At 66.5% G+C, this 26,156-nt stretch carries 32 protein-coding genes and 1 riboswitch; of the genes, 11 read left to right on the top strand and 21 right to left on the bottom strand.

All coding sequences use genetic code 11. From position 1 onward, the window contains the following. The first annotated feature begins 225 nt into the window (after positions 1-225). The 5 genes from ACQY78_RS14050 to ACQY78_RS14070 all read left to right on the top strand — a co-directional run bounded on the left by ACQY78_RS14050 (position 226) and on the right by ACQY78_RS14070 (position 4,427). A complete protein-coding gene (locus ACQY78_RS14050; protein WP_298307799.1) occupies positions 226-951 on the top strand; it encodes a PhoH family protein in 726 nt (241 codons plus the stop codon). A 280-nt stretch (positions 952-1,231) separates the two neighbouring features. Further along, a complete protein-coding gene (gene uvrC / locus ACQY78_RS14055) occupies positions 1,232-3,118 on the top strand; it encodes an excinuclease ABC subunit UvrC (protein ID WP_428686296.1) in 1,887 nt (628 codons plus the stop codon). Next, positions 3,093-3,704 (top strand): CDP-diacylglycerol--glycerol-3-phosphate 3-phosphatidyltransferase, encoded by a 612-nt coding sequence (pgsA, locus tag ACQY78_RS14060; protein ID WP_425068323.1) that lies wholly within the window; start codon positions 3,093-3,095, stop codon positions 3,702-3,704. Before uvrC ends, pgsA begins: the two co-directional genes overlap by 26 nt. After that, positions 3,701-3,952 carry a MoaD/ThiS family protein gene (locus ACQY78_RS14065; protein ID WP_428686297.1) on the top strand — a complete coding sequence of 84 codons (252 nt, stop codon included), beginning with the start codon at positions 3,701-3,703 and terminating at the stop codon, positions 3,950-3,952. Before pgsA ends, ACQY78_RS14065 begins: the two co-directional genes overlap by 4 nt. A gap of 4 nt (positions 3,953-3,956) precedes the next feature. After that, entirely contained in the window at positions 3,957-4,427 is a 471-nt protein-coding gene (locus ACQY78_RS14070; RefSeq protein WP_428686298.1) for a molybdenum cofactor biosynthesis protein MoaE, read from the top strand. A gap of 124 nt (positions 4,428-4,551) precedes the next feature. Here ACQY78_RS14070 and ACQY78_RS14075 read toward each other — a convergent pair whose 3' ends face one another. The 6 genes from ACQY78_RS14075 to thiO all read right to left on the bottom strand — a co-directional run bounded on the left by ACQY78_RS14075 (position 4,552) and on the right by thiO (position 9,801). Further along, positions 4,552-6,264, bottom strand: coding sequence for an FAD-dependent oxidoreductase (locus ACQY78_RS14075; protein ID WP_428686299.1), 1,713 nt, complete (start codon positions 6,262-6,264; stop codon positions 4,552-4,554). A gap of 27 nt (positions 6,265-6,291) precedes the next feature. After that, a complete protein-coding gene (locus ACQY78_RS14080; RefSeq protein WP_428686300.1) occupies positions 6,292-7,251 on the bottom strand; it encodes a ThiF family adenylyltransferase in 960 nt (319 codons plus the stop codon). Continuing rightward, a complete protein-coding gene (locus ACQY78_RS14085) occupies positions 7,248-7,847 on the bottom strand; it encodes a thiamine phosphate synthase (protein ID WP_428686301.1) in 600 nt (199 codons plus the stop codon). Before ACQY78_RS14085 ends, ACQY78_RS14080 begins: the two co-directional genes overlap by 4 nt. A 4-nt stretch (positions 7,848-7,851) precedes the next feature. Beyond that, complete coding sequence (locus ACQY78_RS14090) at positions 7,852-8,628, bottom strand: thiazole synthase (protein WP_422031898.1); 777 nt, start codon at positions 8,626-8,628, stop codon at positions 7,852-7,854. A gap of 2 nt (positions 8,629-8,630) precedes the next feature. Then, positions 8,631-8,828 (bottom strand): sulfur carrier protein ThiS, encoded by a 198-nt coding sequence (thiS, locus tag ACQY78_RS14095; protein ID WP_422031900.1) that lies wholly within the window; start codon positions 8,826-8,828, stop codon positions 8,631-8,633. Continuing rightward, on the bottom strand, positions 8,797-9,801 hold the full coding sequence (gene thiO / locus ACQY78_RS14100) for a glycine oxidase ThiO (RefSeq protein ID WP_428686302.1): 1,005 nt from the start codon (positions 9,799-9,801) through the stop codon (positions 8,797-8,799). The genes thiS and thiO overlap by 32 nt, the downstream gene beginning before the upstream one ends. After that, positions 9,797-9,913, bottom strand: a riboswitch (TPP riboswitch). Its footprint overlaps the gene before it by 5 nt. A 191-nt stretch (positions 9,914-10,104) precedes the next feature. Between thiO and ACQY78_RS14105 the strand changes: the two genes are divergently transcribed. Next, positions 10,105-10,530, top strand: a complete 426-nt coding sequence (locus ACQY78_RS14105) for a hypothetical protein (RefSeq protein ID WP_428686303.1) — start codon at positions 10,105-10,107, stop codon at positions 10,528-10,530. A gap of 10 nt (positions 10,531-10,540) precedes the next feature. On the opposite strand, the gene ACQY78_RS14110 is transcribed toward ACQY78_RS14105, so the two are convergent. Beyond that, a complete protein-coding gene (locus tag ACQY78_RS14110) occupies positions 10,541-11,473 on the bottom strand; it encodes a branched-chain amino acid aminotransferase (protein ID WP_428686304.1) in 933 nt (310 codons plus the stop codon). Between the two features lie 131 nt (positions 11,474-11,604). Further along, positions 11,605-12,246: a glutathione S-transferase family protein gene (locus ACQY78_RS14115; protein ID WP_428686305.1), complete on the bottom strand. Its 642-nt coding sequence runs from the start codon at positions 12,244-12,246 to the stop codon at positions 11,605-11,607. A 102-nt stretch (positions 12,247-12,348) separates the two neighbouring features. Between ACQY78_RS14115 and ACQY78_RS14120 the strand changes: the two genes are divergently transcribed. From ACQY78_RS14120 to ACQY78_RS14135, 4 genes are all read left to right on the top strand, one after another. Beyond that, the gene (locus ACQY78_RS14120; RefSeq protein WP_425068334.1) at positions 12,349-12,846 is read left to right on the top strand and encodes a MarR family winged helix-turn-helix transcriptional regulator; all 498 of its coding nucleotides are present in this window, start codon (positions 12,349-12,351) and stop codon (positions 12,844-12,846) included. A gap of 6 nt (positions 12,847-12,852) precedes the next feature. Continuing rightward, positions 12,853-13,557, top strand: coding sequence for a response regulator (locus ACQY78_RS14125; protein WP_428686306.1), 705 nt, complete (start codon positions 12,853-12,855; stop codon positions 13,555-13,557). Next, positions 13,554-14,909, top strand: a complete 1,356-nt coding sequence (locus tag ACQY78_RS14130; RefSeq protein WP_428676061.1) for an ATP-binding protein — start codon at positions 13,554-13,556, stop codon at positions 14,907-14,909. The genes ACQY78_RS14125 and ACQY78_RS14130 overlap by 4 nt, the downstream gene beginning before the upstream one ends. 64 nt (positions 14,910-14,973) lie before the next feature. Then, positions 14,974-16,080: a branched-chain amino acid aminotransferase gene (locus tag ACQY78_RS14135; protein WP_428676063.1), complete on the top strand. Its 1,107-nt coding sequence runs from the start codon at positions 14,974-14,976 to the stop codon at positions 16,078-16,080. A gap of 84 nt (positions 16,081-16,164) precedes the next feature. On the opposite strand, the gene ACQY78_RS14140 is transcribed toward ACQY78_RS14135, so the two are convergent. From ACQY78_RS14140 to ACQY78_RS14160, 5 genes are all read right to left on the bottom strand, one after another. Beyond that, positions 16,165-16,503, bottom strand: a complete 339-nt coding sequence (locus tag ACQY78_RS14140; RefSeq protein WP_428676064.1) for a tRNA-binding protein — start codon at positions 16,501-16,503, stop codon at positions 16,165-16,167. A gap of 116 nt (positions 16,504-16,619) precedes the next feature. Then, entirely contained in the window at positions 16,620-17,054 is a 435-nt protein-coding gene (locus ACQY78_RS14145) for a phasin family protein (RefSeq protein WP_425068339.1), read from the bottom strand. 130 nt (positions 17,055-17,184) lie between these two features. Further along, positions 17,185-17,808: a TetR/AcrR family transcriptional regulator gene (locus ACQY78_RS14150; protein ID WP_428676066.1), complete on the bottom strand. Its 624-nt coding sequence runs from the start codon at positions 17,806-17,808 to the stop codon at positions 17,185-17,187. Next, the gene (proC, locus tag ACQY78_RS14155) at positions 17,805-18,602 is read right to left on the bottom strand and encodes a pyrroline-5-carboxylate reductase (RefSeq protein WP_428676068.1); all 798 of its coding nucleotides are present in this window, start codon (positions 18,600-18,602) and stop codon (positions 17,805-17,807) included. The genes ACQY78_RS14150 and proC overlap by 4 nt, the downstream gene beginning before the upstream one ends. A gap of 4 nt (positions 18,603-18,606) precedes the next feature. Then, complete coding sequence (locus ACQY78_RS14160; protein WP_428676070.1) at positions 18,607-19,341, bottom strand: enoyl-CoA hydratase/isomerase family protein; 735 nt, start codon at positions 19,339-19,341, stop codon at positions 18,607-18,609. 69 nt (positions 19,342-19,410) lie between these two features. Between ACQY78_RS14160 and ACQY78_RS14165 the strand changes: the two genes are divergently transcribed. Next, positions 19,411-19,677 carry an accessory factor UbiK family protein gene (locus ACQY78_RS14165; protein ID WP_298307734.1) on the top strand — a complete coding sequence of 89 codons (267 nt, stop codon included), beginning with the start codon at positions 19,411-19,413 and terminating at the stop codon, positions 19,675-19,677. A gap of 118 nt (positions 19,678-19,795) precedes the next feature. Here the strand turns inward: ACQY78_RS14165 and ACQY78_RS14170 are convergent, their stop codons facing one another. The 8 genes from ACQY78_RS14170 to ACQY78_RS14205 form a co-directional block, all read right to left on the bottom strand. Continuing rightward, positions 19,796-20,710 carry an aminotransferase class IV gene (locus ACQY78_RS14170; protein WP_428676072.1) on the bottom strand — a complete coding sequence of 305 codons (915 nt, stop codon included), beginning with the start codon at positions 20,708-20,710 and terminating at the stop codon, positions 19,796-19,798. 10 nt (positions 20,711-20,720) lie between these two features. After that, complete coding sequence (locus ACQY78_RS14175) at positions 20,721-21,488, bottom strand: amino acid ABC transporter ATP-binding protein (RefSeq protein WP_428676073.1); 768 nt, start codon at positions 21,486-21,488, stop codon at positions 20,721-20,723. Further along, a complete protein-coding gene (locus ACQY78_RS14180; protein ID WP_428676074.1) occupies positions 21,485-22,144 on the bottom strand; it encodes an amino acid ABC transporter permease in 660 nt (219 codons plus the stop codon). The genes ACQY78_RS14175 and ACQY78_RS14180 overlap by 4 nt, the downstream gene beginning before the upstream one ends. Then, the gene (locus ACQY78_RS14185; protein ID WP_428676076.1) at positions 22,144-22,824 is read right to left on the bottom strand and encodes an amino acid ABC transporter permease; all 681 of its coding nucleotides are present in this window, start codon (positions 22,822-22,824) and stop codon (positions 22,144-22,146) included. Before ACQY78_RS14185 ends, ACQY78_RS14180 begins: the two co-directional genes overlap by 1 nt. Positions 22,825-22,836: 12 nt before the next feature. After that, positions 22,837-23,670: a transporter substrate-binding domain-containing protein gene (locus tag ACQY78_RS14190; protein ID WP_428676078.1), complete on the bottom strand. Its 834-nt coding sequence runs from the start codon at positions 23,668-23,670 to the stop codon at positions 22,837-22,839. Beyond that, complete coding sequence (locus tag ACQY78_RS14195; protein ID WP_428676079.1) at positions 23,667-24,371, bottom strand: GntR family transcriptional regulator; 705 nt, start codon at positions 24,369-24,371, stop codon at positions 23,667-23,669. The genes ACQY78_RS14190 and ACQY78_RS14195 overlap by 4 nt, the downstream gene beginning before the upstream one ends. 127 nt (positions 24,372-24,498) lie before the next feature. Continuing rightward, on the bottom strand, positions 24,499-25,143 hold the full coding sequence (locus tag ACQY78_RS14200) for a glutathione S-transferase family protein (protein WP_428676081.1): 645 nt from the start codon (positions 25,141-25,143) through the stop codon (positions 24,499-24,501). Between the two features lie 113 nt (positions 25,144-25,256). Further along, complete coding sequence (locus tag ACQY78_RS14205; protein WP_428676082.1) at positions 25,257-26,141, bottom strand: LysR substrate-binding domain-containing protein; 885 nt, start codon at positions 26,139-26,141, stop codon at positions 25,257-25,259. Positions 26,142-26,156 lie beyond the last annotated feature (15 nt).

The following is a 26,156-nucleotide window of genomic DNA, read 5'->3' on the forward strand; positions in this document are numbered from 1 at the left end:
GGGTCGGATTGACGGTAGCCTTCCACAGGTAGCTGAAGGAGGGTTTTATCCGTTCGAGGACATGTCCCCCGACGGAATTTGGTTCACCGGTGGATCTTCCACCGCGTGCCCTATCTGCCTCACCTTGCAGCCAGACCACCGATCGCCAACGCCTCCGCTCGCCGGGGGCGTTTTTGTTTTGGGCGATCGATCACGCTCCTTTGACCCTGACACCGGAGTAAGAATATGGCCAAACGCGCCGCACGCCGAGCCAAGCTGCACGCCATCGATGGTGCCCGTATTCACAACGTCGTTTTCGACCACACTCCGGCCAACGACCGCGACCAGAGCTACATCAAGAAAGTCCGACCGCGCAGCGACAACCAACGACTGCTGATGGAGGCGATAGACTCCAAACCGCTCACCGTGGCGTTGGGCCCCGCCGGCACGGGCAAGACCTATCTGGCGATCGCCGCCGCCGTCGAAGCCCTGGAAAGCGGCACCGTCTCGCGAATCGTGCTGTCGCGCCCGGCCGTCGAAGCGGGAGAGAATCTCGGGTTCCTGCCGGGCGACATGCGCGAGAAGCTCGACCCTTATCTGCGGCCCCTGTGGGACGCCCTCAACGACCGGCTTGGCGCCAAGCGTCTCGCCCAGAATCTCGACGACGGGACGATCGAGATTGCGCCGGTCGCCTTCATGCGGGGACGGACGCTCAACAACGCCTTCGTCCTGATCGACGAGGCTCAGAACTGCACCTACGGCCAGCTCAAGATGCTGCTGACGCGGCTGGGATGGCACTCCACGATGGTGATGACCGGCGATCCCGACCAGACGGATCTGCTGCCGGAACTGTCCGGACTGGCCTCGATCGCCACGAAGCTGGATGGGCTCGAGGACGTCTCCGTTGTGCGCCTGACGCAGGGCGACGTGGTCCGCCATCCCCTGGTCGGCCGCATGCTGTCGGTGCTGTAAAGCCACCGAATTTATCCACAGATCGAAGCGGGCCGACCAATTGGATCGAACCGAGAACGAAATGGATGACCAGCCTTTTCTACGGTGAGGCTAGAACGCAGAATTTCTAACCAGATCAACATACTACCAGAGGGGTGACGGGCGACTGTCACCCCTCTCACATTGAGTCAATACGGTGACGCTTGGGTAACGTCCGAAGGTCCTTGGGTTTCTTCACAGACTTCCCCACATGGCCCGTTTGCCTTGTATGGAGGCCCCGGGAACACCATTCTCCGCCCCCGTGACCGACGAACCCGACATCGATCTGCCCCCCAGCGAAGGCTCGCTTGCCGATGGCATGCGGATCATCGCGGAGTTCGTGCGGACCCTGCCGCGCAAGCCGGGCGTCTACCGCATGATCGCGGCCGACGGCGAGGTTCTGTACGTCGGAAAGGCGCGCTCGCTGCGCAGCCGGGTGGCCTCCTACACCCAGCCGACCCGGCTCGCGGCGCGCCTGATCCGCATGGTTTCGGCGACGCGGACCATGGAGTTCTCGGTCACAGACAGCGAAGCCGAAGCGCTGCTGCTCGAGAACAACCTGATCAAGCGCTTCCGGCCGCGCTTCAACGTCCTGCTGCGCGACGACAAGTCGTTCCCCTACATCGTCATCCGCCGCGACACCGACTGGCCACAGCTCGCCAAGCACCGCGGCACGCGCGAACCGGGCAACGAGTATTTCGGACCGTTTGCCTCGGCCACGGCGGTCAACCGCACGCTCTACGCCCTGCAGCGCGCCTTCCCGCTGCGCTCCTGCTCGGACGGCGTCTTCTCGACGCGCACGCGGCCCTGCCTGCAGTACCAGATCAAGCGCTGCACGGCGCCCTGTGTCGGTCGCATCGACAAGCCGCAATACGAGGCCATCGTCGAGGACGTTCGCGGCTTCCTCGGCGGCCGCAACCGCGAGATCCAGCAGACCCTGTCGCAGCGCATGGAGCAGGCCTCGGCCAATCTCGAGTTCGAGAGCGCCGCCATCCTGCGCGATCGCATCCGCGCCCTGGCCCAGATCACCTCGCACCAGTCGATCAGCCTGCCGTCGATCGACGAGGCCGACATTTTCGCCGCCCACGCCGAAGGCGGGCAGGTCTGCGTCCAGGTCTTCTTCCTGCGCGCCGGCCAGAATCTCGGCAACCGCGCCTACTTCCCGAGCCACGGCAAGGAGCTCGACGAAGGCCAGGTGCTCGAAGCGTTCATGGGCCAGTTCTACGAGGCCAGGCAGGCCCCGAAGCTGATCCTGACCAGCCACGACGTGCCCGAGCGCGAACTGATGGAGAGCGCACTGGCTTTGTCAGCCGGCCACAAGGTCGAGATCCGACAGCCCAAGCGCGGCGACCAGAAGGATGCGCTCGACCAGGCGGTGAACAATGCCCGCGAAGCGCTGGGCCGCCGCATGGCCGAGCGCGGCACGCAGCGCACCTTGCTCGAGGGCGTGGCTCGTGTGTTCGGGCTCGACGCGCCACCCGACCGCATCGAGATTTATGACAACAGTCACATTCAGGGGACGGCGGCGATCGGCGCGATGGTCGTGGCGGGCCCCGAGGGCTTCAACAAGAACGCCTACCGGAAGTTTAACATCAAGACCGAAGGCGCGGCAGGCGACGACTTCGCCATGATGCGCGAGGTCATGAGCCGCCGCTTCGGACGCGCGCTCAAGGAGAATCCCGAGCGCGACGACGAGCATTGGCCGGACCTGCTGCTGATCGACGGCGGCCAGGGCCAGCTCGAAGCGGTGCGCGGGGTGATGAGCGAACTCGGCCTCGAGGACATCGCGCTCGTCGGTATCGCGAAAGGGCCCGACCGCGATGCGGGCCGCGAGCGCTTCTTCATGGTGGGCAGGCCGCCCTTCTCGCTCGAGCCGCGCGATCCCGTCCTCTACTTCCTGCAACGGCTGCGCGATGAGGCGCATCGCTTCGCGATCGGGACTCACCGCACGCGCCGTGCGGCGGACCTGACGCGCTCGACGCTCGACGAAGTGCCGGGAATCGGCGCAGGGCGGAAGCGCGCGCTGCTCAATCATTTCGGCAGCGCCCGTGCGGTCTCCGGAGCGACCCTTGAAGACATCAAGTCGGTGCCCGGAATCTCGAGTGCACTTGCCCAGAAAATCCATGACCACTTCCGAGGCGGCCGGTAAGGTCGGGGCGATGCTGTTCAATCTTCCCAACATGCTCACCCTGTCGCGCATCGTCGCGATCCCGCTGGTCGTCGCCTGCTTCTGGCTCGATCGCGGCTGGGCACAGTGGTTGTCGATGGCACTGTTCGTGGCCGCGGCGGTGACCGACTGGTTCGACGGATATTTCGCGCGGCGCTATCACCAGATCTCGCGCTTCGGCCGCTTCCTCGATCCTATCGCCGACAAGCTGCTGGTGGCCGCCGCCCTGGTCATGCTGGTCGACAACAGCACGCTCGCCGGTCTGAACGTGCTGGCCGCCCTCATCATCCTGGCCCGCGAAATTCTGGTCTCCGGCCTGCGCGAGTTCCTGGCCGAACTGCGCGTCGGCCTGCCGGTCAGTGCGCTCGCCAAGTGGAAGACGGCCGTGCAGATGGTGGCGATCGCCGCATTGCTGGTCGGTGACTCGGCCGCGCACTGGGTCACTCAAGCCGGCATCGTGCTCATCTGGATCGCCGCAGCCCTCACCCTCATCACCGGCTACGACTATCTGCGCACCGGCCTGCGCCACATGGCGGAAGACACTCCCGCGTCGGGCGGGCCGAAGTGAAGATCCGTTATTTCGCCTGGATGAAGCGCACCGTCGGAGTCCCCGAGGAAGAGGTGACGCCGCCCGCCGGCATCGACACGGTGGGCGATCTGATCGTCTGGTTGCGCGGCCGCAGCGCGGGCCATGCCGAAGCCTTGGCCGAAGGCGCCGCGTTCGGCGCCGCCGTCGATCAGCGCACCGCGACCTTCGACGTGAAGCTCGACGGCGCGCGCGAAGTCGCCTTCTTCCCGCCCTTCACCGGCGGGTGATGCAATGAGCGTCCGCGTCCAGGAAGCCGACTTCGATGTCGGTGCCGAGCTGACCCGCCTCACCGACGGCAACAAGCGCATCGGCGGACTCGCGGTCTTCGTCGGTCTCGTGCGCGAGATGCATGTGCGCGAGGGCTATCACCGCGACAGGATCGATGCGCTGACGCTCGAGCACTATCCCGGCATGACCGAGACGGCGCTGCAGGAGATCGAAGCCGAGGCCAACCGGCGCTGGCCGCTCGAGGCGACCCTGATCGTGCACCGCTACGGCCGCATGGAACCGGGCGAACGGATCGTGCTGGTGGCTGTCGGCTCACCGCATCGCGAGGCCGCCTTCGAGGCCTGCGAATTCCTGGTCGACTGGCTGAAGACCAAGGCGCCCTTCTGGAAAGTGGAAGACACGCCCAAGGGCGAGCAGTGGGTCGGCGCCCATGAAGACGACGGCGCAGCGGCAGCGCGCTGGGAGAAGAAGTAACACAAACCTCATGCTGAGGAGGCTGCGCAGCAGCCGTCTCGAAGCATGGCACCCGCACCACGTTTGTTGCCCATCCTTCGAGACGACGCGCTTCGCGCGTCTCCTCAGGATGAGGTTGTGCGGATCAAACCGTCCGCACAGCCGCCTTCTCTGCCGCCTCGCCCATCGCCTCCAGCACGCCGTGGATCTGGGCGACGACGTTCGCCCCCTCGCCGATCGCTGCGCCCACCCGCTTCACCGAGCCGTAGCGCACGTCCCCGACCGCAAAGACTCCCTGCACGTTCGTCTCGTAGGCGAGCGGCGGACGCTTGGGACAGGGCGCCTCGACATCGGCGCCGGTGCGGATGAAGCCGGTCCTGTCGACGTCGATGCCGCACTCCTGCATCCACTCGGTCGCGGGCTCGGCGCCGAGGAACTGGAAGACGTGACGGATCGGCCGGTGCGTGTCGGTCCCGCTGGGACGGTGCCGCCAGGTCACGCCGCGCAAGCCGCTCTGTTGCGTACCGACGAGTTCGACGATCTCCGTCTCGGCCAGCACCTCGATGTTCGGAGCCGACGCGATGCGGTCGATCAGGTAGCGCGACATGGTTTCGGCAAGACCGCTGCCGCGCACCAGGATCCACACTTTCGCCGCGTGGCCCGACAGGAAGACCGCCGCCTGTCCGGCTGAGTTGCCACCGCCGACGATGACGACCTCGGCATTGGCGCAGAGCTTGGCCTCGATGGGCGAGGCCCAGTACCACAGGCCACGATTGAGGAAGTCCCCGAGATTGGGCAGCGACAGCTTGCGATAGCGTGCGCCCGAGGCGATCACGACGGTCTTCGCCTGCACCCTCCAGCCATCCGTCATTTCGAGCGACATGGGCCGCGAGAGCCCGCCGCCGCAATCCAGTCGCGCGACTTCGAGCGGGATGACGAACTGAGCGCCGAATTTCTGCGCCTGCACGAACGCGCGCGCGGTCAGCGCCTGCCCCGAGATACCCGTCGGAAAGCCGAGATAGTTCTCGATGCGCGCGCTGGCGCCGGCCTGGCCACCGAAGGCACGGGTCTCGACGACGAGCACCGACAGGCCCTCGGACGCCGCATAGACCGCGGTCGACAGGCCGGCCGGTCCGGAACCCACGATCGCGATGTCGTAGACGCGCGGCTCGGCGCTTTCCCGGAGGAGGCCGATGCAGAGTGCCAGCTCCTGTTCGCTGGGATTGCGCAGGATCGTGCCGTCGGGACAGACGACGAGAGGATAATCGTCGGCGTCGGGCGACAGACGTTCGATCATCTTCGCGGCGTCGGGATCGGTCTCGGGATCGAGGATGGTGTGCGGCTGGCCGTTGCGCGTCAGGAATCCCTGCAGGCGGATCATCCCCGGCTGCGTGAGTTCACCGACAAGGATCGGCCCGACCACGTTGGCCTCGATCAGGCGGACGCGGCGCAGGATCAGCGCTCGCATGATGCGCTCGCCGAGATCGGCGTCGGCAACCATCAGGGCGCGCAACTGATCGTGCGGCACGATCAGCGCCTCGACATCCTCCTCGGCCCGGACGTCGACCATCGCCGGCTGACCCGCGAGTTCGGCCAGCTCGGCCGCGAAATCACCGGGGCCCATGTCGGCGATCGGCGACACGTGACCCAGCCCGTCATGGCCCAGGATGGCGATCCGGCCCGACACGATGACCGACATACCCGGGCTGCTCTCGCCCGTCCGTGCCAGGAACTCGCCGGCCTTGAAATGCTGCTTGCTGCCAAAGCGGGCGATGCGCTTCAGCTCCGCCGCCGTGAGCACCGGATACATCTGGTGGCGGCGCGCCTCTTCCATGGTCGGCGGAACGGGATCGGCCATGTCGGAACTCCTATCGGCTTGGGCGCTTCAGCCCAGGGCAACTAGAGCAAGATTCGTGACACCGCGCTCGCGCAATCTGTCCGCCGCCATCAACGCCCGCTGGCCGCTGCGGCACGCCAGCACGACCCGGCCCGACGGCGTGCCCAGTTCGTCGATCGTGTCGACGACAAGCCGCCGCGCGCCGGCGAAGGGCGAGACCGGCGCCTCGTCGAGGCCGCGCAGGTCGACGACGAGGTCGTCGGATCGCACCTGATCGGGCGCGATGAAAGCCACCTGATCGTCGGGTTCCGGACTGCCGGCAAAACCGAACCCGCCGAAGCCCACGCGCTTGGCGTCGAAGGTGACGACCCGGCCCAGCACGGCAGGTTCGAGGCCGAGCAGATGATGCAGCGTGAGGTGCGCCTGCAGGCTGCCCATCATTGCCACCGCGGTGCCGATCACGCCCACCGTGGCGCAGGTGCCGCCGTCGACCGAAACCTCGGGAAACACCGCGCGATAGCTCGGGCCACCGCCGCAGAAGACGCCGGCATAACCGGTCATACCGATCACCGAGGCGCTCACCAACGGCTTCGCCGCCGCAAAGCAGACGTCGCTCAGCATGTAGGTCACGGCGAAACTGTCGGCGGCGTCGACCACGATGTCCGCCTCGGCGACCAGCCGCGCCGCGTTCTGCGGCGTCAGCCGCTCGGCCACAGCGTCGATGCGAACATGCGGATTGAACCGCTGGAGCGTGGCGCGCGCCGCCTCGGCCTTGAGCTTGCCGATGTCGGGCATGCCGTAGAGCGGCTGGCGATGCAGGTTCGTCTCCTCGACCGTGTCGTGATCGACGATTGTGAGCCGGCCGACGCCGGCACCGCTCAGATACTGCAGGACCGGACAGCCGAGGCCGCCGGCACCGACCACCAGCACCGAGGCGGCCGCGAGACGCGCCTGTCCTGCTTCGCCGATCTCCGGCAGCACGGCCTGGCGGGCGTAGCGGTCGGTCACTTCTTTCTCGTCGCGGCGATCCAGGCCCTGGCCTGACCGATCGGATCGGCATGGTTCACGATGTCGCCGACGACCGAGGCGATGTCGGCGCCCGACTTCAGGCACAGCAGCGCGCGTTCGAGCGTCAGCCCGCCGATCGCGACCAGCGGCCGGTTGCCTACAAGCTTCTTCCATTCGGCCAGACGCTCGGTGCCCTGCGGCGCCCACGGCATCTGCTTCAGCTTGGTCGGCCAGATCGGCCCCAGCGCGACATAGTCGGGATCGATGGCCAGTCCCTTGTCGAGTTCCACATGGTCGTGCGTGCTGACGCCGATCTTGATGTTGGCACGGCGCAGCGCCTTCACGTCGGCATCGACCAGGTCCTCCTGACCGAGATGGACCCAGGCGCAGCCTTCGTCGATGGCGATCTGCCAGTAGTCGTTCACGATCAGGTCGGCACCATGCTGCGCGCAGACGGCTTTCGCCTCGCGCACCTGCCGCCGGACCTCGGCCTCAGCCTGGTCCTTGATGCGCAGCTGGATGAGCTTCGTGCCGACGGGCACCAGCTTCGACACCCAGCTGGAGTCGGGCACCACGGGATAGAACGGATCGAGCATCTCTTCAGTCTCCAAGCGCCGCTTTGCCGATCACCGGCGTCGACGGTACGGCCATGTCGCGCGGCTCCATCGGGCGCGCAAGATAGGCGGCACGACCGGCTTCGACGCCGAGTGCGAAGGCACGCGCCATCTCGACCGGATCGCCCGCTTCGGCGACCGCCGTGTTCAGCAGCACCGCGTCGTAGCCCAGCTCCATCGCCGCCGCCGCGTGCGAGGGCACACCCAGCCCGGCATCGACCACCAGCGGGATGTCGGGGAAGTGCGCCCGCATCGAGCGCAGGCCGTAGACATTGTTGAGGCCGCGCGCCGAACCGATCGGCGCGCCCCACGGCATCAGCACCCGGCAGCCTGCCTCGACCAGCCGCTCGGCGACCACGAGATCCTCGGTCGTGTAGGGGAACACTTCGAACCCCTCTTCGGAGAGAATGCGCGCCGCTTCGACCAGGCCGAACACGTCGGGCTGCAGGGTGTCGGCCTCGCCGATCACCTCGAGCTTGATCCAGGGCGTGTCGAACAGCTCGCGCGCCATGTGGGCGGTCGTCACGGCCTCCTTCACCGAATGGCAGCCCGCCGTGTTGGGCAGCACCCGCACGCCCATCGACTGGATTAGCGACCAGAAGGCCTGACCGGCCCGCCCCGCACCGCTCTCGCGCCGCAGCGACACGGTCACGACGTCCGCACCCGACGCCTTGACGGCGCGTTCGAGGACCGCCGGCGAGGGATAGCGCGAGGTGCCGAGCAGCAGCCGCGACTTCAGCTCGACGCCGTAGAACGACGACATGGTCATCCTCCCTGCATCGGCGCGACGACTTCGATCTTGTCGCCGTCGGCCAGTTCGGTGCGGGGGCGCGCGGCGGCGGCGACGAAGCGGCCGTTCACCGCCGTCGCGATCTTGCGACCGCCATAGCCGAGGTTTTCCAGCGCCGCGGCCAGCGTGCCGGGCGAGACCTCATGCATGTCGTCGTTCAGGAATATCCGCATCTCTCGTCTCCACTAGAACGGCATCGGCAACCTGCCTCGCCAGCCAGGGCGCGAGCAGGAAACCATGCCGGAAAAGCCCGTTGGCGTGCAGCATGCGGCCGTTGCGCCGGAGGCACGGCAGATTGTCGGGAAAGGTCGGCCGCAAGTCGGTGCCCAGCTCGACGATCTCGGCCTCGCCGAAGGCCGGATGAAGCGTATAGGCGGCGTTCAGCAACTCCATGGCCGAACGCACGCTGACGGCGCGGCGTTCCTCGCTCTCGATCATGGTGGCGCCGATCATGAAGACCCCGTCGCCGCGCGGCACGATGTAGAGCGGAATGCGCGGATGCAGCAGCCGCACCGGACGCGAGAGCGACACGTCGCGGGTCCGCACCACGAGCATCTCGCCGCGCACGCCACGCAGCTCGGGCAGTGCATCGCGCGCGGCCAGCCCGCGGCAATCGACGACGAAACTCGAGTCGACTTCCGATGGCGTGCCCTCGACGCCGAAGCGGATCGCAACACCTCGCGCCTCGAGACCCGCAGCCAGCGAGGCCAGCGCCTTGCGCGGCTCGAGATGGGCCTCGTCGGCGAAGAACAGCGCACGGCGGAAGCGGCCGGCGAGATCGGGTTCGAGGGACGCGATGCGGTCGCCGTCGATCCACTCGTAGCGCTCGGTCCGCGCCGCGAAGCGCGTGAGGTCGGCGGCATCGCGCGGCGGCGTGAGGACCAGGCTGCCCTGGCTGACGGTGCCGGGATAGTGGCGCCGCCACCAGTCGATCGACGGCTCGCCCAGGCGGGCGACGATCTCGTCGGTGGTCGCCCGCTCGCACCACGGCGCCAGCATGCCCCCGGCCATCCACGAACAGGCGCTTTCGCCCAGACGGGCGCTGCGCTCCAGCACCTCGACGGTGACACCGCGGTCGGCAAGCTCCGTCGCGCAGGCCAGGCCTGCGACGCCAGCTCCGATGATTGTTACGACAGGCCGATCCAACGCTTGCTCCCGTTCCTACGCCGGCATGACCCGGATCAGGTTCAAAGGGTTCAGCCGCGTGGCCGTCTCAGCCCTCCTCCCGCGTGGAGACCGGGCACCCCTCGGACATCATCGAGAAAAGGGGATCGCAGGCCCCGATGTCAAGCGGTCGCCGCATCGCCTATGATTCATGGCTAACGAGGGAGATTTGCAATCGGCTCCTATTTTGAAGCCGTCTTCGCCATCGTCGGCCTGGTCGTCGAGCTGGCCCTGCGTTTCGTCGCCTGGCTGTTCCAGCCACTGATCGTCGCTATTCGGAAGGCCTTGGGCACCGACCGTCCCAAAGCAGCGCCGACCGGGGTCAAGCAGCGCGACCTCCCTCCGGATGCGCTGGACGGAATTCTGGCAGCCCTGCAGGCGGACAAGGAAGCGGCCGCGGCGCTGCCCCGCGGTTGGCGTGGCTTCTATTCGTCCATCTCCAGCGACTCCGAAGGGATCGGCGACCTCCTGCCCGGCGCCGAAATCCGCCTCAGCCTCGAACCCGACAATCCCGATCGCGAAGATGCGGTCCGCGCCGAGTCCGACCTACCCGACCGATCCACACTGCGGATCGGCCATCTGCGGCGAGGCCATGAGCTCAGCCGGAGCATTGCCCACGGTCGCGTCCGCTGCTGGTTCGCTTCCCGCCACCGGACCTTGGGGGCCGAAGGGTGGGAAGCCGTGATCTTCGTCGCCGTTTACGATCCGTAAACGCCGGAGGTCAGGCCGCCAACGACGATGCCGGCGTCATCAGATGCGTGGCTTCGCCGAAGCCTTCGCTGTCGGGGGCACGCACGAGCTTCTGAAAGTCGGCCATCAGCGTCTTGGCAACGGGGCCCGCCTGAAAGTGATGCTGGTCGATCGAGCCGACCGGCACGATCTCGGCGGCGCTGCCGCACAGGAAGACCTCGCTCGCGGTGCTCAGTTCCTCCGGCATCACGTCGCGCTCCTCGACCGTCCAGCCGCGCGTCCGCGCCATGCCCATCACCGCACGGCGCGTGATTCCATCGAGGAAGTTGTGCGGCGTCGGCGTGACCAGCCTGCCGTCGATCACCAGGAAGATGTTGGCGCCGGTCGTCTCGGCGATGCGGCCCTGCCAGTCGAGCATCAGCGCATCGTCGAAACCGGCCTTGAGCGCACGGTCCTTCTCGATGCCGCAGATCACGTAGAGGCCCGCCACCTTGGCGTGGCCGGGCGCGGTCTCCGGCGAGGGCCGGCGGTATTTGGCCATGGTCACGTTGATGCCGGCATCGCGCGCCTGCACCGAGAGGCGGCCTTCCTGGGCCCACGGGGCGATGGCGAGATGCACCGTCGTGCCGATCGCCGACACGCCCAGCACCTCTGAGCCGCGCCAGGCGATGGGGCGGATATAACCGGCGGTGAGGTTGTTGGCCTTCACGACGGTGCGGGTGGCTTCGTCGATCTCTTCGCGCGACCAAGGCAGGTCGTAGTCGAGCAGATTGGCCGAGCGGATCAGGCGCGCGCTGTGCGCGGCGAGACGGAAGACGCGGCCGTCATAGATGCGCTCGCCCTCGAAGACGGCCGACCCGTAGTGGAGCGCGTGGGTGAGCACATGCATGCGGCTCTCGCGCCACGGCACCAGCTTGCCGTCCAGCCAGATCACACCGTCCCGATCATCCATGGTTAAGGACATTGCGATATCCCCTCTCGATTGATTCCAAATAGGTCTCTGGAGACACCTCCAGAACAACTATCAACCTAATTAGGTCAATAATACTGACCTTGTCAATCACACTGACCCTGCGGGTTTTTCGTCCGTGGATTTCAGGTCAGGAGGAGAGGCATCCCGGGATCGCCCTTGTGCATCGCCCGCTGGTAGGCCGGCCGGGCGGCGATGCGCTGCAGATAGGCGCGGATCGCCGGATAGGGCGCGAGGTCGAACGGCAGGAAGTTGCGCATGGTGGTGAGCGAAAACACGGCCATGATGTCGGCGGTCGTGAGTTCCGCCCCGGCCAGGTAATCGGCCTTCCCGAGTCGCGCCTCGACGAGTCCGAGGGCCAGGTCGAGACGGGCCTTCATCGCCTTGATCAGGGCATTGTCCGCCGGAAGATCCAGCCGTCCCAGGATCATGTTGCGACCGGTCGCCGGCTGGAGCGTGCCGTTGGCGAAATGGAACCAGTAGAGGAACTGCGCGAAGTCGGGATGGTCGGGCGCCAGCACCAGCCGGCCCTTGCCGTACCGCGCCACGATGTACTCGACGATGGCCCCCGATTCGGCCAGCAGGACGTCGCCGTCCTCGATCACCGGCGCCGCGCCGAGCGGATGCAGAGCCTTGTACTCGGGCGGCGCGAGCCGCGTGACCGCGTCGCGGTCGTAGACCTTCAGCTCGTAGGGAAGGCCCAGTTCCTCGCACAGCCAGACGATGCGCTCGGATTGCGACACGCCGAGATGGTGAACGGTCAGCATGGCGCCCTCGCACGGTTTCGGAAAATTTCTGGAAGGAGGCTCGCGCCGTAACATCCGCTCGCGCGGGGTGTCAACGCAGCGCGCCCGCACTATAAAGACAGCGTGGAATCCAGAGCCCCCGCCAACCCCCTTTTCCTCCGCGACGAAGAACTGCGCCAGGGCATCGAGCTGATGTTCTACGCCTATCGCGACTTCACCTTCGAATCCGACCAGCAGCTCAAGGACCGCCAGCTCGGCCGCGCCCACCATCGGGCGCTGTACTTCATCGGGCGCCATCCCGGCCAGACGGTCGGCCATCTCCTGTCGATCCTGAAGGTGACCAAGCAGTCGATCAGCCGCGTCCTCAAGGACCTGCTCGAGCAGGGCTATGTCGAGCAGAAGAGCGGCGCGCGCGACCGCCGCGAACGTCTCCTCTGGCTCACGCCCAAGGGCCAGGAACTCGAGCGCGACCTGACGGACCGCCAGAGCCAGCGCTTCGCCCGGGCCTATCGCGAGACCGGCGCCGAGGCGGTCGAAGGCTTCCGCAAGGTGCTGCTCGGGCTGCTCGATCCGCCGGAGCGCCAGGTGGTCGACAAGCGGCTGCGCGGCGGCGGCCGGTAGCGCGCCATGGATGCGTCGACCGACAAGCCGCACATTCTGGTCGTCGACGACGATACGCGCCTGCGCGAACTCCTGAAGTCGTTCCTCTCGCGCAACGACTTTCGCGTCTCGACCGCGGCCAGCGCCGCGGAGGCGCGCCAACGGCTGAGTTCGCTCGACTTCGACCTGATCGTGCTCGACGTCATGATGCCGGGCGAGACCGGTCTAGAATTCGCCACCGAACTGCGCCGCACCGACGATGTGCCGATCCTGATGCTGACGGCGATGGTCGAGACCAAGGATCGCATTGCCGGTCTGGAGAAAGGCGTCGACGACTATCTCGGCAAGCCCTTCGAGCCACGCGAACTCCTGCTGCGCATCCAGAGCGTGTTGCGCCGCGGTCGTCCGGCGGCCGCGGTCGCGGCCCCCGATGCGCCGCGGCAGGTGACGTTCGGCCCCATGCAGTTCGATCTCGAACTGGGCGAGCTGACCGACAAGGGCAAGCGCGTGGCGCTGACCGACGCCGAGATCGCCCTGATGCGCGCCTTCACCGGGCGCATCGGCGAGGTGCTGAGCCGCGAGACGCTGTGCAAGATCGTCGGCGCTTCCGTGAACGAGCGTGCGATCGACGTGCAGGTGACCAGGCTGCGGCGCAAGATCGAGCCCGATCCATCGTTTCCACGCTATCTGCGCACGGTTCGCGGCCAGGGCTACCGTCTGGTCGACGCATGAAGTGGAGTGTCGTCAGCGACATCTTCGAGCGCATCGCGCACTGGTCGGACAAGCATTCGCCGCAGACCCTGTTCGCGCGCGCGCTCATCATCATCGTCGTGCCGATGCTGCTGCTGCAGGCGCTGTCGGCCTGGTGGTTCTACAGCCAGCGCGGCGACAACGTCACCAACCGCCTCGCCATCCTCCTGGTCCGCGACCTGCGCCTGCTGATCTCGCTGCGGTCCGACTTTCCAGACGACGAGCACCGCCAGTGGATCCTGCGCCGCTCCGCCCAGGACCTGCTGCTGTTCGTTTCCTTCCGCAAAGGCATCGTGCGGCCCTTCAAGGAGCCGGAGTATTTCGACATCGTCGCCCGCGAGGTTCAGGGCGCGCTCAATGCCGACCTCAAGCGTCCCTTCTTCCTCGACAACAATATCGGCGGCGGCCAGCTCCTGATCGAGATCCAGCTGCCGGACGGCGACGTGATGGACGTGCTGGTGCCGCATGTGCGCCTGACCTTCGGCTCGAGTTTCGCCTATGTGCTCGCCCAGCTCGGCCTCGCGTTGGTCCTGTTCGGCCTCGCCATCTGGTTCATGCGGCGCGAGCTGGTGCCGATCGAGCATCTGGGCGTCGCGGCCGACGCGCTCGGCAAAGGGCGCGACGTACCCGATTTCGCCTTCTCCGGCGGCACGCGCGAGGTGCGCAATGCCGCCACCGCCTTTCATACGATGCGCATCCGGCTGCGCCGCTCGATCCAGCAGCGCACCGAGATGCTGGCCGGTGTCAGCCATGACCTGCGCACGCCGCTCACCCGCATGAAGCTCTCGCTGGCGCTGCTCCCGGAGTCGCCGGAGACCCGCGAGCTGGCCGATGACGTGGACGACATGCAACGCATGATCGAGGGTTATCTCGCCTTCGCACGCGGCGAGGGCGACGAGGATCCGGTGATGTCCGACCTGTCGGAGATCCTGGAGGATGTCGCGGCCGGCGCGCGCCACGGCAGTGCCGCCCTCGAGGTCGCCTGGAAGGGCGATATGAACGTCGAGCTGCGGCCGATCGCCATCAAGCGCTGCCTGACCAACATCGTGTCCAATGCCGGGCGCTACGCCAGCGAGATCAGGATCGAGGCGGTACGCGGCCGGACCGCGGTCGAGATCGCGGTCGACGACAACGGCCCCGGCATCCCGCCCGAGAATTACGAGGACGTGTTCCGGCCGTTCTTCCGCCTCGACCAGTCGCGCAATGCCGAGACGGGCGGCGTGGGCCTCGGCCTCAGCATCGCGCGCGACGTGGCGCGCAGCCACGGCGGCGAGGTCACGCTGGCCGGCTCGCCGCTCGGCGGTTTGCGCGTGGTCGTGCGAATTCCGCTCTGAGCGGTCCGGAGGGACTTGCGGCAGAGCCGCCTGTGATAGATTGAAAGAAATACTCAAGAGAGAAATGTCCAAGGCAATGTCCAAGACACCGTCGCTTCAGTTCACGCACGTTCCGCACCCGTCGCCGCTTCCCGCCGATCAACGCGCGGCGCTGCTCAAGAATCCGGGCTTCGGCCGCGTCTTCTCCGATCACATGGTGACCATCCGCTATCACGAGTCCCAGGGCTGGCACGATGCCAAGGTCGAGCCGCGCGCGCCGATCCCGATGGACCCGGCGGCGGCCGTGCTGCACTACGCCCAGGAGATCTTCGAGGGGCTGAAGGCCTATCGCACGGTCGATGGCGGTGCGACGCTGTTCCGCCCGCTGGAGAATGCCCGCCGCTTCCAGCAGTCGGCCGAGCGCCTCGCCATGCCGGCCTTGCCCGAGAACGTGTTCCTCGAAGCCGTCGACCAGCTCGTCAAGATCGACCGCGCCTGGATCCCCGAGGGCGACGGCAGTCTGTACATCCGGCCCTTCATGTTCGCGAACGAGATCTTCCTCGGCGTGAAGCCCTCGTCGGATTATCTGTTCATCGTCATTGCCTCGTCGGTCGGCGCCTACTTCAAGACCGATGCGCCGGCAGTGTCGGTCTGGGTGTCCGAAGATTTCACCCGCGCGGCCCCCGGCGGCACCGGCGCCGCCAAGTGCGGCGGCAACTATGCCGCCAGCCTGCAGGCGCAGGCCGAAGCGACGCGCCACGGCTGCGACCAGGTCGTGTTCCTCGACGCCGTCGAACAGCGCTGGATCGAGGAGCTGGGCGGTATGAACATCTTCTTCGTGTTCGACGACGGCTCGATGATCACCCCGCCGCTCGGCGGCACCATCCTGCCCGGCATCACGCGCAGCTCGCTGCTCACGCTGGCGAAGGACAAGGGCATCAAGGTGAGCGAGGAGCGCTATTCGATCCAGCAGTGGCGCAAGGACGCCGCCAGCGGCCGGCTGCGCGAGGCCTTCGCCTGCGGCACGGCCGCGGTGGTCACGCCGATCGGAACGGTGCGCAGCAAGGACGGCGAGTTCAGGATCGGCAATGGCGGCTCCGGCGCCGCCACCGAGGAGCTGAAGGCCGCCCTCGTCGGCATCCAGCGCGGCCGCACGGCCGATCCGCACGGCTGGATCCACAAGGTCTTCTAGAGCAAGCGGTCGTTATTGGAGCGCGCAACTCCCGTTGCGCAATCATGATCATGAGCGTCACTGGAGTGACGCGCTCCAATGAGCCTAGAACAGCTTGCTGCCGTTCGGCACCGGCTTCGTCGGTGCGATCAGCACGACGCTGCCGTCGGCGGCCGGGAAACCGAGAGTCAGGACTTCCGACATGAACCTGCCGATCTGGCGCGGCGGGAAGTTCACCACGGCCGCGACCTGACGGCCAACCAGCTCTTCCGGGGTGTAGTGCACGGTGATCTGCGCCGAGGATTTCTTCGTGCCGATCTCGCCGCCGAAGTCGACCAGCAGCCGATAGGCGGGTTTGCGCGCGCCTTCCAGCGGAGCGGCCTCGACGATGGTGCCGACACGGATGTCGACCCGCTCGAAATCTTCGTAAGCGATGACTGTCATGGTGCCCGGAGACTAGAGCCGCGGGATCAAAAGACAAAGACGGGCAAAAGAAAAGGGGCCGCGAATGCGGCCCCTTCCCGATCAGCGACTGGCTGATCGACGCTTACGCTAAACGCTTACTTCTTGGCGAGGGCGGCCTTGACCTCTTCGGTCAGCTCGGCAACGCGGGCGCTGAGCGCCGTCACGGCGTCGGCCTGGCCCTTGGTGTAGAGATCGGCCAGTTCCTTGGTGTTGGTGATGGCCGAGTCGTAGGACTTCTTGATGAAGTCGATCTGCTTGGCGGCCTTCTCCTCGACGGTGGCGGCGGCGAGCACTTCGCTGCCGTGCTTGGAGAAGTCTTCCATCGCGGCGCGGACCATGTCGCCCTGGCGCTGCGCGATCGTCTTCATCTGCTCGACGGCGGCGGTGTTGAGCGAGGTCATGGTCGCGAAGTTCTTGCGGGCGGTCTCGACGAACGTCTCGACGTTCACGGTCGGGAGCTTGAACTCACCGGAAATCTTGCTGAAGTCGAAGTCGGCGAAGGGGTTCTTGAAGGCACCGTTGGCGTACATGGAAATTCTCCTTGAGGAACAAAGCAAGGCTGAGCTCGGGTGCCCCGCTTTGCTGCGGTGCACAATGAAGCTCAATTTAGGGATGCATTGCAGCGAGTCAAGGGCCGTTTTTGTGCACTGCACAAAATGTTCACGCCTCGGGCGAAACGGGCGCCGCGGCCGGTAGGCCGGCATCGGGTAAATTCACATATTTGTCAAAGAGTTGCGCCCAGCGCTCGGCCGTCTTCAGACGATTGTCCAGGGCGGCCATCGTCTTGGAGAGGTCCTGGGTATCGTCGCGGTCGAATACTCGCGAGACGGCGTAATGGATGGCCAGAAGCCCGTTCTGTCGCAACGCACCGGGCACCCCGTCGCTGGGCACCGACGCGGCCTCCAACATCGCCGCCATCGAGCGCCGCAGCCCCGGGCCCATCGCAATCGACAGAATCGGGTCACGTGTGCCGGCACGCCGCAGCGCCCGCAGCGCCGCACGGTACGGCCTCAGCGCGTCGTAGCGGCGCATCATCACGTCGAACAGCCGGTCGCGCGGCGTCTCCTCGAGGTCGAGCGCCGAGGGCGTCCCCGCCATGACTTCCGCATCGATGCGCGCCATGAAGGCCGCGGCCAGCGCGGTCTTGTCGGAATAGACCCGATAGAGATCGGCAAAGCCCAGCCCGGCCGCCTGCGCCACGTCGCGCAGCGCCACGTCGGCATAGCCCTTCTCGGCGATCAGGCCGAGAAAGGCGTCGAGGGCCTTGTCGCGAACGTCGCTCACCCTGCCAGCTCCTTGGAACGATGCGTGGCGGCCGCGAGGGCCTTGTCGAATACGGGTTGGATGCCGTCGGTTGCCATCAGGACCTGCAGGGCTGCGGCGGTCGTGCCGCCGGGACTGGTCACGTTAACGCGCAGCTGCGACGCCGGCTCCGGAGACTGCTTCAGCAGTTCCCCGCTTCCGATCACCGTGGCGCGGGCGAGCTGCATGGCCATCTCGGGCGGCAGCCCGGCCTTCACGCCGGCCGCCGCCATCGCCTCGACCAGCAGGAAGACATAGGCCGGGCCGCTGCCGGACAAAGCCGTGACCGGATCCATCAGCGCCTCGTCGTCGGCCCACAGGACCTGGCCCACCGCCTCCAGCAGCTCGTGGCAGCGCTTCTTTTCCGCCGCCGTCACGCTCGCCGCCGCGGTGGCGACGGTCACGCCCTGCCGCACCGCCGCCGGCGTGTTGGGCATCGAGCGCACGATCTTGGCCGCATGACCGAGACGGGCGGCGAAATAGCCCAGCGTCTTGCCGGCCGCGATCGAGAGGAACACCGAACCCTGTCCGGCAAATCGCCGCAGATCGACCAGCGTCTCGTCCATCGACTGCGGCTTGACCGCCAGCACGACGATCTCGGGCGTCTCTTCCATCTCCGCCGAGGAGGACACGACGCGAACACCGGCGTGGCGGGGACGGATCGCCTCGACCGGCTCGGCGACTACGATGTCGCCGGCGGGCAGGCCGCGCGCCAGCCAGCCGTCGAGCATGGCGCCGCCCATTTTGCCGCAACCGATCAGCAGCAGCTTGCCCATAGCGTCAGCGTCCCTGGAACTTGGGCGACCGCTTCTCGCGGAAGGCGGCGGCGCCCTCCTTGCGGTCCTGGGAATTGGCGATGGTCTCGAGCTTGTAGCGCTCCGGCACGAAGACCTCGGCCGGGCCCCGCGGCAGCGTCTGGTTGGCGAAGTCGCGCAGGGTGCGGATCACCAGTGGCGCGGACTGGGCGATGACCGAAGCCATGCGGCGCGCCTCGGCGCGCTCCTGGCCGAGCGGCACGACCTTGTTGACGAAGCCCACGTCGTAGGCGCGCTTCACCGAAATCTCCTCGCCGAGCAGCAGCAATTCCATCGCGACCTTGTGCGGCATGCGCGAAACGATGCCGGGCATCAGCCCGCCGAACACGCCGACCTTGGCCTCAGGGTACATGAACTTCGTGGTATCGGCAGACACCATGAGATCACAGGTCATCACGAGACAGATACCGCCGCCGATCACCCAGCCCTGGGTGGCGGCGATCACGGGCTTGGTGAGCGCGTGGCTGACATGCGGCACCGCCTTCCACATCGCCGCAGGCGGATTGTGCAGGTCGGCGCCGACGCAGAAGGCGGGGCCATCGGCCTGCAGCACGGCGACCTGATCGTCGCCTTCCTCGAAGGCGCGATAGGCCTCGTAGAGCCCGTCGCACAACTCCTGCGTCAGCGCGTTGCGCTTCTCAGGGCGCATCATGGTGATGGTGGTGATACCTTCGCTCGACTCGACTTTGACCAGACTCACGGCGTCCTCCAGTGCTTCTTGCGCGGGATGCTACCAGCCGACCATACTCGCCGCATCAGGAGACCTGACATGCAAACCCGCAATCCCTTCATCGACGACCTCACCAAGGTGGCCAACGGCGCCATGGGCGCGCTGACCGGCATGAAGGACGAGGTCGAGGCCCGTGTCCGCGACCAGATCGCCAAGATCCTGGACGGCATGGACATTCCGCGCCGCGACGAGTTCGACGCCGTCAAGGCGATGGCCGCCAAGGCACGCGAGGAGAACGAGGAGCTGAAGAAGCAAATCGCCGAACTGCAGGCGAAGCTCGCCGGACCGTCCAGCCCGGAAGCGTAGGACGCGAACTGGCGGCAAGCAAAGGTCCCTCGCTGCGCTCGGGAGGACAGCGTTGTTGAGGCGCACACCATGCGCCAAAGAGAAAATGTCATCCCGAGCGTAGCGAGGGACCTTTGCGCTACAGCGCCCCGACCGACTTCAGGTAGAGGTCGTTCGCTTCCTTCGTGACCTTTCCCGCCTTGCCATCGGCAATGAGCCGGCCGTCGACCTTCGTCACCGGCGTGACGCCGCCCAGGGTGCCGGTCACAAAGGCTTCGTCGGCGGAGTAGACCTGCGCCAGGGTGAAATCGCATTCCTTCGCGACGTTGCCGGCCGCGCGCCAGGCGTCGATCACGTTCTGCTGGGTGATGCCCTTGAAGCTGTAGAGACCGGTCGAGGTCCACAGCTCGCGGCCGCGCACGATGAAGAAATTGGTGGAATTGCACGACGCCACGAAGCCGCGCGGATCGAGCATCAGCGCCTCGTCGGCGCCGGCCTTGATCGCCTGGATCAGCGCCTGGATGAGATTGAGCCGCGAGTGCGAGTTGAGGCGCAGATCGAACTGGTCGGGGTTGGTCGTGCGGAAGGTCGAGGTGAAGAGCGCATAGCCTTTGGCCTTGGCCTCGGGGATCGGCGTCTTGTATTCGGCGACGCAGACGATCGTCGCCTTGCCGATCACGAAGCGCGGATCCTGGTTGGGCGTCTTCTTGAGGCCGCGCGTGATCATGAGGCGGATGTGCGCGCCGTCGGTCATGCCGTTCTTCGCCAGCGTATCGGTCACGACCTTGGTGACGCCGGCGCGGTCGAGGCCGATGTCGAGGTCGATCGAGCGCGCGCCCTCGAACAGGCGATCGAGATGGGCGTCGAGGCTGATCAGCTTGCCCTTGACGAGACGCAGCCCCTCCCACACGCCGTCGCCCAGCACGAAGCCGGAATCGAAGACCGAAACGCTGGCCTCGTCGCGGGCTGCGAACGCGCCGTTCACGTAGACCAATACCTGTTCGTTGCGCGCATCGGCCAGATAGGCCTGGGCGCTCGCCTGTTCCGTCGTCATGGCAGTTTCCCTAGAAGCTGAATTGCTTATGGCTGGCGAGGAAGGCGCGCGTGCGCTCCTTCTTCGGGTTCTTGAGGACTTCGTCCGGCGTGCCCTGCTCGTGGATGGCGCCGTCGGCCAGGAAAATGATTCGCGTCGCGACGTGGTAGGCGAAGCCCAGCTCGTGCGTCACGAGCATCATGGTGCGGCCCTCCTCGGCGAGCGCGAGGATCACGGCCAGCACCTCGCCGACCAGCTCCGGATCGAGCGCCGAGGTCGGCTCGTCGAACAGCAGCATCTCGGGATCCATCGCGAGTGCGCGCGCGATGGCGACCCGCTGCTTCTGGCCGCCCGAGAGATGGGCCGGATAGGTGTCGGCCTTCTCGGCAAGTCCGACCCGCGCCAGCTCCGCGGCGGCTCGCGCCTGCGCCTCGGGCTTGGGCATGCCGCGCACGGTGCGCAGCCCTTCCATCACGTTGCCGAGCGCCGTCATGTGCGGGAACAGGTTGAACTGCTGGAACACCATGCCGACCCGCTGGCGCACCTGGATCAGCTCGTTCTCGCGATAGGTCCGCTCGCCCGACTTTCCCTCGCGGCCCAGCACCTGGCCGTCGAGCGCGATCGTGCCGCCGCCCGGTCGCTCCATGAAATTGAGGCAGCGCAACAGCGTGCTCTTGCCCGAGCCCGACGCGCCCAGGATCGCGATGCGCTCGCCGCGCGCCACATCGAGGTCGATGCCGCGCAGCACCTCGGTCGCGCCGAAACGCTTGGTGAGGCCGGAGACTTTCAGGATCGTCATTCGTCCCGCCTCAGCCGTCGTTCGAGGAAGTAGCTGAACTGGACCAGCGGCCACAGGAACACGAAGAAGATCACCGCAACGGCGGTATAGGCCTCTATCGGATTGTAGTTGAGCGAGGCGATCAGCTTGCCCTGCTGCAGGAGCTCGACATAGGCCACGGCCGAGGCGAGCGTCGACATCTTGAAGATCTCGATGGCGCGGTTGGTGAGCGCCGGCAGCATGCGCTTCAGCGCCTGCGGCAGGATGATGCGCCGCATCGCCTGGCCCCAGCGCATGCCCAGCGCCCGCGCGCCGTCCCATTGGCCGGTCTCGATCGACTGGATGCCGCCGCGATAGATCTCGGCCGAGAAGGCCGCCGAGTTGAGCGAGATGCCGAGCGAGGCGGCGGCGAGCGGCGAGATCGCGAAAGGTAGCAGGATTGGAAGCGCGAAGTAGAACCACAGGATCTGCACGAGCACCGGCGTGTTGCGGAAGAACTCGACGAAGATCGTGGCCGGGATGTGGAGCCAGCGGTTGCGCGAATAGCGCCCGAGGCCGACGAGGAGCCCGAGGCTCAGCCCCAGCACCAGGCAGATCGCAAAGATGCGCAGGGTGCCGGCGGCGCCGACCAGCAGCGCATCGGTGTTGTCGAAGACGGAGGCGAAATCCCAGCGCATCAGTGAACGGTCGATTCGCCGCTGCGCGCCAGCCGCAGCTCGACCAGGCGCGCAACCTGGCTCGCCAGGAAGATCACGACGAAATAGATCAACGCGACGACCGTATAGGTTTCCAGCGGCCTAAAAGTCTTCTGCGAGATCTCGTTGGCGGCGAACAGCAGGTCGGCATAGGAGATGGTGGCGATCAGGGTCGTCGTCTTCATGAGCTCGATGGCGCGCTCCATGAAGGCCGGGATCATGCGCTTCACCGCCTGCGGCAGGATGATGCGCCGCATCGCCTGGTCATGGCGCATGCCGATCGCGCGCGCACCGTCCCACTGGCCGCGCTCGATCGACTGGATGCCGGCGCGGAACACCTCGGCGAAAAACGAGGCCGACTGGATCGAGAAGGTGACGGCGCCGGCCACGAACGGCGTCATCTCGATGCCGACCAGCATCGGCAGGGCGAAGAAGAACCAGAAGAGCTGGACCAGCGGCGGCGTCGTTCGGAAAACTTCAATGATGAAGCCGGCCGGCCACGACACGAAGCGCCGCGGCGAGAGTCGCAGCAGCGCCAGCCCCAGACCCAGCACGACACCGCAGACCAGCGCCGTGCCCGTGATCCTGAGCGTATTCACCAGGCCTTCGACCAACAGCGGCGCGTTGGCGAGGACCGGCGAGAAGTCCCATTGATAGGCCAAAGGCGAGGCCGCCTACTTGATCATCTCTTTCATGACCGGCGGCGCGGATTTGGGATCGAGGCCGAAGTCGGCGATCGCCTGCTCGTACCACTTCTGGGTCTGGCCGCTCTTGTAGTAATCGACGAACTGCTTATCGACCCATTCGGTGAAGGCGGCATCGCCCTTGCGCAGCGCAGCACTCGAGGGCTGCGATTCGGCGGGCAGCGGCACCACGATCTTGCCCTTGCCGAGCCGCTGGCGGGCGGCCAGCAGCGGCGGATGGAAGAGCAGGACCGCATCGACGCGCCCCGACTGGAAGGCAGCGATCGCCTCCGCGTTGCCCGGGAAGCGCTGGATGTCGGCCTTGGGCGTGTGCTGCGTCGCCCAGCGGTCCATGGTCGAGGCCTGCGGCACGGCGATGCGTACGCCCTGCTTGTTGAGGTCCTCCCAGGTCTTGGCATTGAGGTCGTCGCGCGCCAGCACGGCGAGCGAGTACCAGAGCAGCGGATTCTCCGGGAAGTTGGCGGCCTGTTTGCGCTCGGCCGTGGCGTCGAGCATGAACATGATGTCGATCATGTCGCCCTGGAGGGCTGCGATCGCATTGCCCCAGCTCACCTCGACGGGCTCGAACTTCACGCCCAGCGACTGCGCCATCGCCTTGCCCATCGAGATGCCGAGACCCGACGCCCATTCGCCGGTCTTGGGATCCTTCGAGTACCAGGGCGGCGCCTGGGTGACGCCGACGCGCAGCACGCCGCGCTTCTTCACCTCGTCGAGCGTGCCCTCGGCGCGCGCGGCGAACGGAATGGCCAGCGCGGCGGCACTCGCGGCCGCGACGGCGAACAGCGAACGTCGATTGATGCTCATGAATTGTCTCCCCTTTTTGGCTTCCCGGACAAAGTCGGCAGCGAGCGCAAGAACGTCTCGGTGGTTTCCATGCCGCGACGCATGTGATCGGCGATCTCGGCCTTCATCGCCTCGAAGTCCGGCCCGAAGGCCGCCTTGATGTAGCTGTCGTGGCTGTCGCGCCTGGGGCCGCGCCGACCGTGCGCGCGATGATGCGCCGCCCAGTAGAGCTGCAGCCGCCCGCGCAGCCCGTACCAGGCCCGCTGGAGCAGTCTGTGGCCGCTCGCCTCGTAGACGAGGCCGTGGAATTCGAGTTCGGTCAGGATGCTGGCGCGATCGTCGCCGGCATCGATGGTGGCGATCAGCGCCTCGTTGCGACGCCTGAGCTCGGCGCGGAAGCGATCGTCGCGGCGCGGCCAGACCTGCTCGAAGGCAAAGGTCTCGAGCACGGTGCGCAGCGAATAGATCTCCTGGACGTCCTCGACCGACAGCTCGGCGACATGCGTGCCGGTGTAGGGCACGGTCACGACCAGCCCCTCCTCGATCAACTGACGCAGCGCCTCGCGCAGCGGCCCGCGGCTGACGTCGAACCGCTCCGACAACGCCGTCTCGACCAGCGGCGCCCCGGGCGGAATGTCACCCACCAGGATCGCATGCCGCAGCCGCTCGACGATATGCGCGCGCAACGTCGCCTTCGGCACACGTTCGAAAAGCGCGTCCACTCCCCGCGTCGAAAGATCGGAAATAGCCAAACTGCCCTCGGAATGGCGGATCGTCGATTGTCAACAATGTGTCATAGCAGAACGCGTGCGCACAACAGAAACCTCGGAATGCCACCAGCGGGCAAAACTAGACGTAGCAGGTCAGTCGTTTGCCGGGCAGCAGGTCATAGGGCGCTCTCCATCCGGGAAGCTCCGCCATGCGCAGAAGCCACGCATTCACGGCTGGATGGCTGACCGCCAGATCATACCCGGCCTCCCGCTTCGGGAAGGAGAGATAGGCCATGATCGAGATATCGGCGATCGTCGGCCGGTCGCCGATCATGAACGGGCGCTCCAGCAGATGGCCGTTCAGGATCGTCAGATAGTCGTCGAGGCGCCGGCGCATATGGGCCAGCACGGCGGGATCGGGTGAGGGCGTGAACGCCCGATAGTAACGATAGGTCGCCATGTAGCCGCTGAGCTTGTGGTTGTCCCAGAACAGCCAGCGAAGAATTTCGAACTTCTCCTCGTCGCTCCGTCCGCCAAACTGGCCGTGGCGTTCGGCGAGCCGCAGCAGGATCGGCGCCGTCTGGGTGAGGCGTTGCGCACCCTCCTCGAGAACCGGGATCTCGCCCATGACATTGACGCGGGCGCGCCACTCGGGGGTTCGCGTGACGCCGCCGCCGAAGTCGGTCCAGACCGGCTCGAAGCTCTGGCCGCACAGCGTGAGCATCAGCGCCAGCTTGTAGCTGTTGCCGGATTCCGGAAAGTAATGCAGGCGATAGTTGGTCATGCGCGACACCATTCACCGGACGCAGTCTTCGATGCCGCGAACGTAGAACCCGGCGCCCGGCGCGACCATTCAGTTCTCAGCCGTTGACTTCAGGAATCCTCAACGCCCCCCCTTCAGGCGGCAGCGGCGACCTCGCCCATCAACCAGCTACGGAAGAGATCGAACCGGTTCGACTCGACGTGATCGGTCCGCCGAACGAGATGGAAGCTTCTGGAGAGCGTCACGTCATCCGGCCACAGGCGCACGAGCCGACCGCTTTCCAGAAATGGCCGCACGAGGGGATCGAGGCCGATGGCGGCCCCGAGTCCGGCCGCTGCCGCCTCATAGACAAGCTGAAGATTGTCGAAGCTCCTGTAAGGACCTTGGCCAAGGCCGATGCCGGCGTGCTGACCCCATTCCGGCCAGAAATCGGGCTGATGACTGGATCCAATGAGAGTCTGTCGTGCGAGGTCGGCCGGGCTCCTGAGCCGCTTGCGGGCGACGAAGTCCGGACTCGCGACCGGATACGCCTTTATCGGCAGAAACCTCTGTCCGACCGATCCCGGCCAGGGTCCGAGACCCAGGCGAATGGCGCAGTCGAGATCGTCGCGCTCGCGCAGTTCCACGATATCCGGTGAGGTCTCAATTTCGACCTCCAGTCCCGCGAGACGCAATCGGCTTCGCGCAAGCCTGGGCACCAGCCAGTTCGCGGCAAAGGTCGGGATGACGCTGACCTTGAAGGCGTCACGGCGAACCGGCGATGTGGCGGCAATCGTCGCCTTCCACACGCCATCCCAGGCGGGCCCCAGTTCCGAGAAATATTTCTCGCCCGCCTCCGTGAGGCTGAGGCCCCGTGGCTGGCGGTCGAAGAGTTTCGCGCCGAGGTAGCGCTCCAGAATCTGGATCCTGCGGCTCACCGCCGGGACCGTGATGTTCAACCTCGCTGCGGCTTGCGCGAGATTGCCGGCACGCGCCACGACGACAAAGGCTTCGATGGACCGCAGGGGGAGCTGGCTCATGAAACCAGTCTACCC

Origin of the sequence: Reyranella sp., from assembly GCF_965279625.1 — a bacterium.
Lineage (GTDB): Bacteria > Pseudomonadota > Alphaproteobacteria > Reyranellales > Reyranellaceae > Reyranella.

What these genes read in the sequence shown, in the direction of transcription:
- ACQY78_RS14050 (WP_298307799.1), top strand. Translation starts at nt 226, where the DNA reads ATGGCCAAACGCGCCGCACGCCGAGCCAAGCTGCACGCCATCGATGGT.
- pgsA (WP_425068323.1), top strand. Translation starts at nt 3,093, where the DNA reads ATGACCACTTCCGAGGCGGCCGGTAAGGTCGGGGCGATGCTGTTCAAT.
- ACQY78_RS14070 (WP_428686298.1), top strand. Translation starts at nt 3,957, where the DNA reads ATGAGCGTCCGCGTCCAGGAAGCCGACTTCGATGTCGGTGCCGAGCTG.
- ACQY78_RS14075 (WP_428686299.1), bottom strand. Translation starts at nt 6,264, where the DNA reads ATGGCCGATCCCGTTCCGCCGACCATGGAAGAGGCGCGCCGCCACCAG.
- ACQY78_RS14085 (WP_428686301.1), bottom strand. Translation starts at nt 7,847, where the DNA reads ATGCTCGATCCGTTCTATCCCGTGGTGCCCGACTCCAGCTGGGTGTCG.
- ACQY78_RS14090 (WP_422031898.1), bottom strand. Translation starts at nt 8,628, where the DNA reads ATGTCGTCGTTCTACGGCGTCGAGCTGAAGTCGCGGCTGCTGCTCGGC.
- thiS (WP_422031900.1), bottom strand. Translation starts at nt 8,828, where the DNA reads ATGCGGATATTCCTGAACGACGACATGCATGAGGTCTCGCCCGGCACG.
- ACQY78_RS14110 (WP_428686304.1), bottom strand. Translation starts at nt 11,473, where the DNA reads ATGTCCTTAACCATGGATGATCGGGACGGTGTGATCTGGCTGGACGGC.
- ACQY78_RS14115 (WP_428686305.1), bottom strand. Translation starts at nt 12,246, where the DNA reads ATGCTGACCGTTCACCATCTCGGCGTGTCGCAATCCGAGCGCATCGTC.
- ACQY78_RS14125 (WP_428686306.1), top strand. Translation starts at nt 12,853, where the DNA reads ATGGATGCGTCGACCGACAAGCCGCACATTCTGGTCGTCGACGACGAT.
- ACQY78_RS14130 (WP_428676061.1), top strand. Translation starts at nt 13,554, where the DNA reads ATGAAGTGGAGTGTCGTCAGCGACATCTTCGAGCGCATCGCGCACTGG.
- ACQY78_RS14135 (WP_428676063.1), top strand. Translation starts at nt 14,974, where the DNA reads ATGTCCAAGGCAATGTCCAAGACACCGTCGCTTCAGTTCACGCACGTT.
- ACQY78_RS14140 (WP_428676064.1), bottom strand. Translation starts at nt 16,503, where the DNA reads ATGACAGTCATCGCTTACGAAGATTTCGAGCGGGTCGACATCCGTGTC.
- ACQY78_RS14145 (WP_425068339.1), bottom strand. Translation starts at nt 17,054, where the DNA reads ATGTACGCCAACGGTGCCTTCAAGAACCCCTTCGCCGACTTCGACTTC.
- proC (WP_428676068.1), bottom strand. Translation starts at nt 18,602, where the DNA reads ATGGGCAAGCTGCTGCTGATCGGTTGCGGCAAAATGGGCGGCGCCATG.
- ACQY78_RS14165 (WP_298307734.1), top strand. Translation starts at nt 19,411, where the DNA reads ATGCAAACCCGCAATCCCTTCATCGACGACCTCACCAAGGTGGCCAAC.
- ACQY78_RS14170 (WP_428676072.1), bottom strand. Translation starts at nt 20,710, where the DNA reads ATGACGACGGAACAGGCGAGCGCCCAGGCCTATCTGGCCGATGCGCGC.
- ACQY78_RS14175 (WP_428676073.1), bottom strand. Translation starts at nt 21,488, where the DNA reads ATGACGATCCTGAAAGTCTCCGGCCTCACCAAGCGTTTCGGCGCGACC.
- ACQY78_RS14180 (WP_428676074.1), bottom strand. Translation starts at nt 22,144, where the DNA reads ATGCGCTGGGATTTCGCCTCCGTCTTCGACAACACCGATGCGCTGCTG.
- ACQY78_RS14190 (WP_428676078.1), bottom strand. Translation starts at nt 23,670, where the DNA reads ATGAGCATCAATCGACGTTCGCTGTTCGCCGTCGCGGCCGCGAGTGCC.
- ACQY78_RS14200 (WP_428676081.1), bottom strand. Translation starts at nt 25,143, where the DNA reads ATGACCAACTATCGCCTGCATTACTTTCCGGAATCCGGCAACAGCTAC.
- ACQY78_RS14205 (WP_428676082.1), bottom strand. Translation starts at nt 26,141, where the DNA reads ATGAGCCAGCTCCCCCTGCGGTCCATCGAAGCCTTTGTCGTCGTGGCG.